The following is a 9,987-nucleotide window of genomic DNA, read 5'->3' on the forward strand; positions in this document are numbered from 1 at the left end:
TTTCGTACAGCAGCGGGAACTTGTCCGGGGATGCGGCTTACTCATAAGGCAAGTCGATACGTTTTGGCTTCACCGCGCTCACCACTTTTCGGGATACCCACTATGCCTGCAACACCCTCCACCATCCTCGTTGTAGAAGACGATGCCATTGTTCGCATGCTGATCGTGGATGTGCTGGAAGAATTGGAATTCACTGTGCTGGAGGCAGATGGCGGCGAAGAAGCACTGACGTTCATCAAGAACACCGAACTGGTCATTGATCTGCTCATGACCGATGTCGGTCTCCCGATCATGGACGGCCGTGAACTGGCTGAGCAGGCACTGCTCTTGCGGCCCACGTTACCGGTGCTGTTTGCCAGCGGGTATGCCGAAAGCCTGGCTAAGCCTGACAACGCCTTCGTTATCGGCAAGCCCTTTTCAATTGATCAGTTACGCGACAAGGTCAAGAGCATACTTTCCTGACACGTGAATTGACGCCTCCCCCGCTGCCATGCTCTCCTACACATCTTGTATCAGGTGCCCTTCACAGGGTGAAACGGGAAACCGGTGCGTCAGGCGCTCATCGCCTTGATCAGTCCGGTGCTGCCCCCGCAACGGTAAGCGAGCGGAACATCACAACCACTGTGCCCAGGCATGGGAAGGCGATGTTCAGCGGTTCAATGATTTGAACCCCTCGTGAGCCCGGAGACCGGCCTGTTCACATCCAATGACAAACCTGCGGTGGGCGGGCGCTGTTGAACCCTGCGATCTTCTTCGCGGGGTTTTCTTGCGCCTCTCCCCCGCTGTCTGACCCGAGGGAAGCGCCATGTCCATCAGCACCAGCCGTACGCAGTCTGCAACGTCCACGTCCACCCAAAGCCAGCGCATCGTTGCGGCTGTCGGCGCTGCCGTGCTGGGAGCGTTTCTGGTTTACTTCGCGGGCTTTTCTCACATTGACGCGGTACACAATGCCGCGCACGACACCCGTCACAGTTCAGCCTTCCCCTGCCATTGAGACCCCGGCCATGATTAAGCGCATTGCTCAAACTGCCGGTTTTACGGGCTTGCTGGCCGCCCTGTTGCTGACCGTGCTGCAAAGCCTGTGGGTGACGCCGCTGATTCTCGAAGCTGAAACCTTCGAAAAGCCCGCCGAGACGCCCGCGCATACACACACTGACACCCACATGGCTGCCCATACCCATGACGCTGAGGCCTGGGAGCCGGAGGATGGCTGGCAGCGCGTGTTGTCCACCACCGGCGGCAACCTGGTGGTCGCTGTGGGGTTTGCCTTGATGCTCGCAGGCCTGTACACACTGCGCAGCCCGACCCGCACCTCTCAGGGTGTGCTCTGGGGATTGGCGGGGTATGCCACGTTTTGCCTGGCGCCGACGCTGGGCCTGCCGCCCGAGCTGCCGGGCACCGCTGCGGCAGATTTGCTGCAACGTCAGGTCTGGTGGGTGAGCACCGCAGCGTCCACTGCCGTGGCCATTGCCTTGGTGGTGTTTGGCAAGCATTGGGCACTGAAAGTACTCGGGGTGGTGATTCTGGTGATCCCCCATGTCCTGGGCGCCCCCCAGCCGGAGGTTCACTCAAGCCTGGCCCCGCAAGCCCTCGAAACCCAGTTCAAAATGGCTTCGCAATTGACCAATGTGGTGTTTTGGCTGGCGCTGGGGGTGATCAGCGCGTGGTTGTTCCGACGCAAAGCTGATGGCCAGTACGCTGCATGACCGCCGCGCCCACCGCCCCCACCTTCGTGGTGGGGCTGGGCTGTCGACGCGGCTGCAGCGCTGAAGAACTGTTGACGCTGATCCAGGCGTCTCTGAGCCATGCCGGGATCACGCTCAGCGAAGTCCGGGCCTTGGCCAGTATTGATGGCAAACGGGACGAACCCGGTCTGATCCGGCTGGCGCAACAGTTGAAACGGCCTTTGCACGTCTTCAGCGCGCAACAGCTTGCCGCGTTTGCCCCCCGGCTCAGTCACCGGTCCCCCGTCTCGTTCACCCACACCGGCTGTTTCGGGGTGGCTGAAAGCGCGGCACTGGCGCTCTGCGAGTGCTTGAGCGGGGACCGCGCGACGCTGCGGGTCACGCGCCAGACCTCTGATAACGCGACGTTTGCGTTAGCGACCCGGCAATAATCAGGCGATACTTCGCCGCCTCACTATGAGCGTTGTTCAAGCGGCGCTCTATTTCGCATCGTTCAAGAGACTGCCATGACTGTGTATTTCATCGGTGCCGGCCCCGGCGATCCAGAGCTGATTACGGTCAAAGGCCAGCGTCTGATCCGCAGCTGCCCCGTCATCATCTACGCCGGCTCACTGGTGCCCGCCGCCGTGCTGGAGGGTCATCAGGCCGAGCAGGTGATTAACAGCGCCCAATTACATCTGGAACAAATCATCGAGCTGATCCAGTCGGCTGACGCTCAAGGTCAAGACGTGGCCCGTGTCCATTCCGGCGACCCTAGCCTGTATGGCGCCATCGGTGAGCAAATCCGCTGCCTGCGGGCGCTGGGCATTGCGTTTGAGATCATCCCCGGGGTCACGGCGACCGCCGCGTGCGCCGCCCTGCTCGAAGCGGAGCTGACCCTGCCTGATATTTCGCAAACGGTGATCCTGACCCGCTACGCGGAAAAGACCGTGATGCCCGCGGGCGAAGAACTGGCGAGTCTGGCCCGTCATCAAGCGACCATGGCCATTCATTTGGGGGTCAAGAACCTTGCCTCGATCGTCGACGAACTGACACCCCATTACGGCAGCGATTGCCCGATTGCCGTCATCCACCGTGCCAGTTGGCCGGATCAAGACGCCGCCACCGGCACCCTGGCTGACATTGTCGAGAAGGTTCAGGCCAAAGGGTTCAGGCGCACGGCGTTGATCCTGGTCGGTCGCGTGCTGGCCAACGACAGCTTCAGCGAATCGTCGCTGTACCGCGCTGGTCACGCACATCTGTATCGCCCGTAGCGGTCTTGCGCTCAATCGGCAGGCATAAAAAAACGGTGCTCACGGGGCACCGTTTTTTTATAGAGCGCGCAGCGAACACCTTGGGACTGATGAATCAGTAGTAGGCGTTTTCTTTCTGCGAGTGGTCAGTCACGTCACGCACGCCTTTGAGCTCGGGAATACGCTCCAGCAGGGTGCGCTCGATCCCTTCACGCAAGGTCACATCGGCCTGACCGCAACCCTGGCAGCCACCGCCGAACTTGAGGACCGCAATGCCGTCTTCTACCACTTCGATCAGGCTGACCTGACCGCCGTGGCTGGCCAGACCGGGATTGATCTCGGTTTGCAGGTAGTAATTGATGCGCTCGTTGATCGGGCTGTCGGCGTTGACCATGGGCACTTTGGCGTTAGGCGCCTTGATGGTCAGTTGCCCGCCCATGCGATCGGTCGCGTAATCCACAACGGCGTCTTCAAGAAACGGCTCGCTGACCGCGTCGATCCAGGCGGTGAAGCTTTTCAGGCCCAGCGCGGTATCTTCTGGTTTGATTTCATCGCGCTTGCAATACGCAATGCAGGTTTCAGCGTACTGGGTGCCGGGTTGGGTGATAAACACGCGGATGCCGATACCCGGGGAGTTCTGCTTGGACAGCAGATCAGCCAGGTAATCGTGTGCGGCGTCGGTAATCGTTATGGCGCTCATGGAATCTCCTCGCAGACATGGGGCGCAGTTTACGCCAATCGGCGCGCCTGACAAAGTCCTAGTATTTTTGTCAGGAAAGCCGCACCCCACGTGGGTGAAACAAATGACCTTTACAGGTTCTCGTAGCGGTTCATGTCCAGCACGCCCGCCTCTACAGGATCGGTTTGGTTAATGTATTCGCCAATGTCATGGAAGTACTGCCAGAACTGCGGGTGGCTGCGGCGAATCCCCCAGCGCTGGACGATGGCCTCAAACGCGGTTTGATCCTGGCTCGCCTCCATCGCCTCGACAAAAGCCTCTACCTCATCGGCCGGAATGTTGAACATAAAGTTCGGGTAACTGCTGAGCACGCCCGGGTAAATGGTCAGCGTGTCCAGCCCCGGCTGCAGGCGGTATTCCTCGCCCAGCATAAAGGCCACGTTGGTATGCGCGCGGTTGCGCAACAGGCTGTACATCTCACGTTTACCGTCGGCACTCTCGATACGCAGCATGGTGGCTTCGGGCAATTGGTTGATGACCGGTAAGCCGGCGGCAGGACGCGAGGTCAGACGGCTCAGCGATTGCTCGGCGTACTGGAAGGCACGCGGGATGTTCGGCCGCGAACAATAAGCGCCCGTACAGCGGTTGATCGGGTCCGGCCGCGCATTCAGGGTGCCGGTGCGCTCAATCAACTTGAGGGCAAAATCGCGTTTCGGGTCGGTCGGGTCCAGCTTCATACCGGTTGGGGTGTCCGTGTCGATCTTCTGATAGTCCATCCACATCTTCAGCTTGCCGCTGTTTTGATACCAGTCGCCCAGAATGGCGGCCCGCGCGTCGGCAGGCATCAAACGCAGAAAGTTGACCTCGGCGCCGTTGCGGATCAGGTCGAAGTAAAGACGCGTCTGGGCCTGATGCGAGACGTTGCCGAACACATCGAAGTTAACGGCCAATTGGTAGTAGGTGCGCTCCAGCAGCGGGTAATCGAACAGCCACAAGGTCTGCGGGATTTCACCCACCAGCCCCTTGCTGACACTGGCACTGTCGAAATGCCGGAAGATGGTCAGCAGCGCGTTGTCATTACCTGCCCACAGGGTCGACCAGCTCGGCGGCGGCATGTCGGCGTACGCTGCCTGGCGCAGGTCTTCATACTCGTTGCGCTTGTCCCGGTAGTTGTGCCACAGCGAAATAATGCTGCCCACATCGTCGATCTGCCCCGGCATCGCTAGTAACGGCGTGGCTTTGCCGCGGTACGCCGCATCGGTCACGTAACGGTCGCGGGCGGGCTCCTGGAACACCGCCCAGAAGTTGTCGCGGATCACGTCAGTCGCAATTTGCCCGCGGCACACAGGGCCGCGAATAAAGGTGCGCACGAAATATTCCGCGTTATCCAGCATGAACTGATAACGGGCCACCGCCGGGATCGCTTCAAAGGTTTCAAACGGATTGGCGCGCCCTCGTGGTCCATACCCCGGTAGCTTGGCGGCATGCCAGTCGCCGCTATAAAACAGTTGCTTGACCCGTTCCAGCTTGCGCTGACCCATCGGGTATGTGATGTGGGTTTTATGAACGATCACCCCCTGCACCGGCATGATCCGGTAATAGAAGGTGGTGCCCGGATCGTCGTTGGGACGCCGGGTAGCGATCAGGTCAATCGGTTGCCCACTGGGCGTGCGCGAGCGCACCCACTGGAAATAGTGACCCGGCACGCCATTGTCGAAATAGGCGTGGGCCAGGAACAAATGCTCATACAGCCAACGGGCCACTAACGCCTCAGTCGACCCCGGGCGATTGAGCAACTCTTCCCATTCGGCAATCTGACTCGCCTCGATGGCGGTCGGCTTAATGGCGTTTTGATCGACCGGGGCGCCCTGCGCCAGCCAGGTTTGCACCGTGATGTATTGCTGATCCGTCAGGCCGGTCACGGCCAACGGCATGCCTTCGTTGGGGTGTTTTTGCGCATAGTCGTTAAATTCGCCGGGGGCCGGGCAACTGTTTTCACGGTTGAGGCCCAGCACAATGCCTTCAGGCAATTTGGCATTCGGGGTCAAGGGGGCGCTGTGTCCCAGTTCGAGCATGCGCGCCATGAGCGCCGCTTGTGCCCCTTGTGCCCCTTGTGCATCCAGCACCGAATAGAAACCTTTATTGCGCCACTCTTGTTGACCTTTGGCGTCATAGAAAATCCGCGTCGGCGCAACCGCCGTGGTTCGATCGCCCTGATACACGGGCACCTTGCTGGCACCCCGGGTCGCGCCCTCCGCGCTCCCGAGATTGAGCTGGCAGGCCGCATCGTTGCAGGCGTGGCAGGCAACGCACTTTTCGGTAAGGATCGGCTGGATATCCCGGGTGTACGAAATAGCCGGGCTCACCAGCGGGGTTTGGCCCAACGCTGTACTGCACACCACCAGCGTCACGGCGCCGGTGAGGAGGCGAAAAAACATGTGCCATTGTCCTGATATTAAAAATGTCGCGATTCTACCCGTCGAAGGCTCGCCTCAACATGAATGAAATTCATGAAAAACGGCGAACGATCAAATCCCACGCAGGTTTGTTATGATTTGCCCTCTTTTGCATGGCCCTAACAGGTAGTCCTATGTCTGACCGCAGCGCTCGTCTCCAAGCACTTCAGCACGCCCTCAAAGAGCGCATTCTGATTCTCGATGGCGGCATGGGCACTATGATCCAAAGCTACCGTCTTGAGGAACACGACTATCGTGGCACACGCTTTGCCGACTGGCCGAGCGACGTCAAGGGTAACAACGACCTGTTGGTCATCACCCGCCCGGATGTCATTGGTTCGATTGAGAAAGCGTACCTGGATGCCGGTGCCGACATTCTCGAAACCAACACCTTCAACGCCACTCAAGTTTCCCAGGCCGATTACGGCATGCAGGCGCTGGCCTACGAGCTAAACGTAGAAGGCGCCCGACTGGCGCGCAAGGTGGCCGATGCCAAGACCCTTGAGACCCCCGACAAACCGCGCTTTGTGGCAGGGGTTTTGGGCCCGACCAGCCGCACCTGCTCGCTGTCACCGGACGTCAACAACCCCGGTTACCGCAACGTCACATTCGATGAACTGGTGGACAACTACACCGAGGCCACCCGGGGCCTGATCGAAGGTGGCGCAGACCTGATCCTGATCGAGACCATTTTCGACACCCTGAACGCCAAGGCTGCGATTTTTGCCGTACAAGGCGTATTTGAAGCCTTGGGCATCGAGTTGCCGATCATGATCTCCGGCACCATCACCGACGCCTCCGGCCGCACCCTGTCCGGCCAGACCACTGAAGCGTTCTGGAACTCGGTGAGCCATGCCAAGCCGATTTCGGTGGGCTTGAACTGCGCGCTGGGTGCCAGCGAGTTGCGCCCCTACCTCGAAGAACTGTCGAACAAAGCCAGTACCTACGTCTCGGCACACCCGAACGCCGGTCTGCCGAATGAGTTCGGGGAATACGACGAGTTGCCTGCACAAACGGCCAAGGTGATTGAAGAGTTCGCCCAAAGCGGCTTTTTGAACATCGTCGGCGGCTGCTGCGGCACCACGCCGGGCCATATCGAGGCCATCGCCAACGCCGTTGCCGGTTATGCGCCACGCCAGATCCCGGACATCCCCAAGGCCTGCCGCCTGTCAGGGCTTGAGCCGTTCACCATCGACCGCAACTCGCTGTTCGTCAACGTGGGCGAACGCACCAACATCACTGGCTCGGCGCGTTTTGCCCGCCTGATTCGTGAAGACAACTACACCGAAGCCCTGGAAGTGGCCCTGCAACAAGTTGAAGCCGGTGCGCAAATCATCGACATCAACATGGACGAAGGCATGCTGGACTCCAAAAAGGCCATGGTGACCTTCCTCAACCTGATCGCGGGCGAGCCGGACATTTCCCGGGTGCCGATCATGATCGACTCCTCCAAATGGGAAGTGATCGAGGCGGGCCTCAAGTGCATCCAGGGCAAGGGCATCGTCAACTCGATCAGCATGAAAGAAGGCGTTGAGCAGTTCATCCATCACGCCAAACTGTGCAAACGCTATGGCGCGGCTGTGGTGGTGATGGCGTTCGATGAAGCCGGTCAGGCCGACACCGAAGCCCGCAAAAAAGAAATCTGCAAACGCTCCTACGACATTTTGGTCAATGAAGTCGGCTTCCCGCCGGAAGACATCATCTTTGACCCGAACATCTTCGCCGTGGCCACCGGTATTGAAGAGCACAACAACTACGCAGTGGACTTCATCAACGCCTGCGCCTATATCCGCGACGAACTGCCGTACGCCCTGACGTCGGGTGGCGTGTCCAACGTGTCCTTCTCGTTCCGTGGCAACAACCCGGTGCGCGAGGCGATCCACTCAGTGTTCCTGCTGTATGCGATCCGCGCGGGCCTGACCATGGGCATCGTCAACGCCGGGCAACTGGAGATCTACGACCAGATCCCGACCGAACTGCGTGACGCGGTGGAAGACGTGGTGCTCAATCGCACGCCCGACGCGACCGATAACCTGTTGGCGATTGCCGACAAGTACAAAGGCGACGGCAGCGTCAAAGAAGCCGAAACCGAAGAATGGCGCGGCTGGGACGTCAACAAGCGGCTGGAGCACGCGCTGGTCAAAGGCATCACCACTCACATTGTTGAGGACACCGAAGAGTCGCGCCTGTCGTTCAAGCGTCCGATTGAAGTCATCGAAGGCCCGTTGATGTCGGGCATGAACATCGTGGGTGACCTGTTCGGAGCGGGCAAAATGTTCCTGCCGCAGGTGGTCAAATCGGCCCGCGTCATGAAACAGGCCGTGGCGCACCTGATTCCGTTCATTGAACTGGAAAAAGGCGACAAGCCCGAAGCCAAGGGCAAGATCCTGATGGCCACGGTCAAGGGCGACGTACACGACATCGGCAAGAACATTGTCGGCGTGGTGCTCGGCTGCAACGGCTACGACATCGTTGACCTGGGCGTCATGGTGCCTGCGGAGAAGATCCTGCAAGTGGCCAAGGAGCAGAAGTGCGACATCATCGGCTTGTCCGGCCTGATCACCCCGTCGCTGGACGAAATGGTCCACGTGGCCCGTGAAATGCAGCGCCAGGACTTTCACCTGCCGCTGATGATCGGCGGCGCGACCACGTCCAAGGCGCACACGGCGGTCAAGATTGAACCCAAGTACCAGAACGACGCCGTGATTTACGTGACTGACGCCTCCCGTGCCGTGGGCGTGGCCACGCAGTTGCTGTCCAAAGAACTGAAAGCCGGCTTCGTCAACAAGACCCGTGACGAGTACATCGAGGTCCGCGAGCGCACCGCCAACCGCAGTGCGCGCACCGAGCGCCTGAGCTACGCCGCGTCCATTGCCAAAAAACCGCAGTTCGACTGGGCCCATTATCAGCCGGTAAAACCGACGTTCACCGGGGCCAAGGTGCTGGACAACATCGACCTCAACGTACTGGCCGAGTACATAGACTGGACCCCGTTCTTTATTTCCTGGGACCTGGCAGGCAAATTCCCGCGCATTCTGACCGACGAAGTGGTGGGCGAAGCCGCCACCGCGCTGTACGCCGACGCACAGGAAATGCTCAAGAAACTGATCGACGAGAAGCTCATCAGCGCCCGCGCCGTCTTCGGCTTCTGGCCTGCCAATCAGGTGAACGATGACGACCTCGAGCTGTATGACGAGAGCGGCCAACCGTTGGCCAGGTTGCACCACTTGCGCCAGCAAATCATCAAGACCGATGGCAAGCCCAACTTCTCGCTGGCCGATTTCGTTGCGCCTAAAGACAGTGGCGTGACCGACTACGTGGGCGGATTCATTACCACAGCCGGGATTGGCGCAGAAGAAGTGGCCAAGGCCTATCAGGACGCGGGCGACGATTACAACTCGATCATGGTCAAGGCCCTGGCCGATCGCCTGGCCGAAGCCTGCGCCGAATGGCTGCACCAACAGGTGCGGACCCATTACTGGGGTTACGCCAAGGACGAGCAACTGAGCAACGACGCGCTGATCAAAGAGCAATACAGCGGCATCCGCCCTGCCCCTGGCTACCCGGCGTGCCCGGATCACACTGAAAAGGCCACGCTGTTCACCCTGCTCGACCCTGAAGCCGAAGAAATGCGGGCGGGCAAAAGCGGCGTCTTCCTGACCGAGCACTACGCCATGTTCCCGGCTGCCGCCGTCAGCGGCTGGTACTTTGCGCACCCGCAGGCCCAGTACTTTGCCGTCGGTAAAGTCGACAAGGACCAGATCGACAGCTACACCGCCCGCAAAGGCCAGGACTTGGCCGTGACCGAGCGCTGGCTGGCGCCGAACCTGGGTTACGACAACTAAGGCCCCGGCACCCGTGCGGCCTGTGTCCTGTCGCTGAACAAGCGGCAGCACACAGGCTTTTTTTGCCCGATTACGGTGAAAACCGTTGTG

The 9,987-nt window shown here is 59.9% G+C and carries 8 protein-coding genes and 1 riboswitch; of the genes, 6 read left to right on the forward strand and 2 right to left on the reverse strand.

The features are described 5' to 3' along the window. Positions 1 to 102 precede the first annotated feature (102 nt). The 5 genes from V6F78_RS04715 (at position 103) to cobM (ending at position 2,938) form a co-directional block, all read left to right on the forward strand. The gene (locus V6F78_RS04715) at positions 103 to 462 is read left to right on the forward strand and encodes a response regulator (protein ID WP_047276650.1); all 360 of its coding nucleotides are present in this window, start codon (positions 103 to 105) and stop codon (positions 460 to 462) included. Between the two features lie 35 nt (positions 463 to 497). Beyond that, positions 498 to 711: riboswitch (cobalamin riboswitch) on the forward strand. A 94-nt stretch (positions 712 to 805) separates the two neighbouring features. Then, the gene (locus V6F78_RS04720) at positions 806 to 994 is read left to right on the forward strand and encodes a CbtB domain-containing protein (protein ID WP_047274450.1); all 189 of its coding nucleotides are present in this window, start codon (positions 806 to 808) and stop codon (positions 992 to 994) included. Between the two features lie 10 nt (positions 995 to 1,004). Further along, positions 1,005 to 1,706: a CbtA family protein gene (locus V6F78_RS04725; RefSeq protein ID WP_047276648.1), complete on the forward strand. Its 702-nt coding sequence runs from the start codon at positions 1,005 to 1,007 to the stop codon at positions 1,704 to 1,706. Then, a complete protein-coding gene (locus tag V6F78_RS04730) occupies positions 1,703 to 2,116 on the forward strand; it encodes a cobalamin biosynthesis protein (RefSeq protein ID WP_047293455.1) in 414 nt (137 codons plus the stop codon). Before V6F78_RS04725 ends, V6F78_RS04730 begins: the two co-directional genes overlap by 4 nt. Positions 2,117 to 2,191: 75 nt before the next feature. Next, complete coding sequence (gene cobM, locus V6F78_RS04735; RefSeq protein ID WP_047293457.1) at positions 2,192 to 2,938, forward strand: precorrin-4 C(11)-methyltransferase; 747 nt, start codon at positions 2,192 to 2,194, stop codon at positions 2,936 to 2,938. Between the two features lie 94 nt (positions 2,939 to 3,032). On the opposite strand, the gene nfuA is transcribed toward cobM, so the two are convergent. Together nfuA and V6F78_RS04745 are read right to left on the reverse strand one after the other, a co-directional pair. Continuing rightward, entirely contained in the window at positions 3,033 to 3,617 is a 585-nt protein-coding gene (gene nfuA, locus V6F78_RS04740) for a Fe-S biogenesis protein NfuA (RefSeq protein ID WP_047276641.1), read from the reverse strand. Between the two features lie 110 nt (positions 3,618 to 3,727). Further along, a complete protein-coding gene (locus tag V6F78_RS04745; protein ID WP_047293459.1) occupies positions 3,728 to 6,034 on the reverse strand; it encodes a fatty acid cis/trans isomerase in 2,307 nt (768 codons plus the stop codon). Positions 6,035 to 6,186: 152 nt separating this feature from the next. On the opposite strand from V6F78_RS04745, the gene metH reads away from it, so the two are divergent. Further along, positions 6,187 to 9,897, forward strand: coding sequence for a methionine synthase (gene metH / locus V6F78_RS04750; RefSeq protein WP_094990755.1), 3,711 nt, complete (start codon positions 6,187 to 6,189; stop codon positions 9,895 to 9,897). The last annotated feature ends 90 nt before the right edge of the window (positions 9,898 to 9,987 follow it).

The organism is Pseudomonas sp. ESBL9, from assembly GCF_036668715.1.
Taxonomy (GTDB): Bacteria; Pseudomonadota; Gammaproteobacteria; order Pseudomonadales; family Pseudomonadaceae; genus Aquipseudomonas; species Aquipseudomonas lundensis.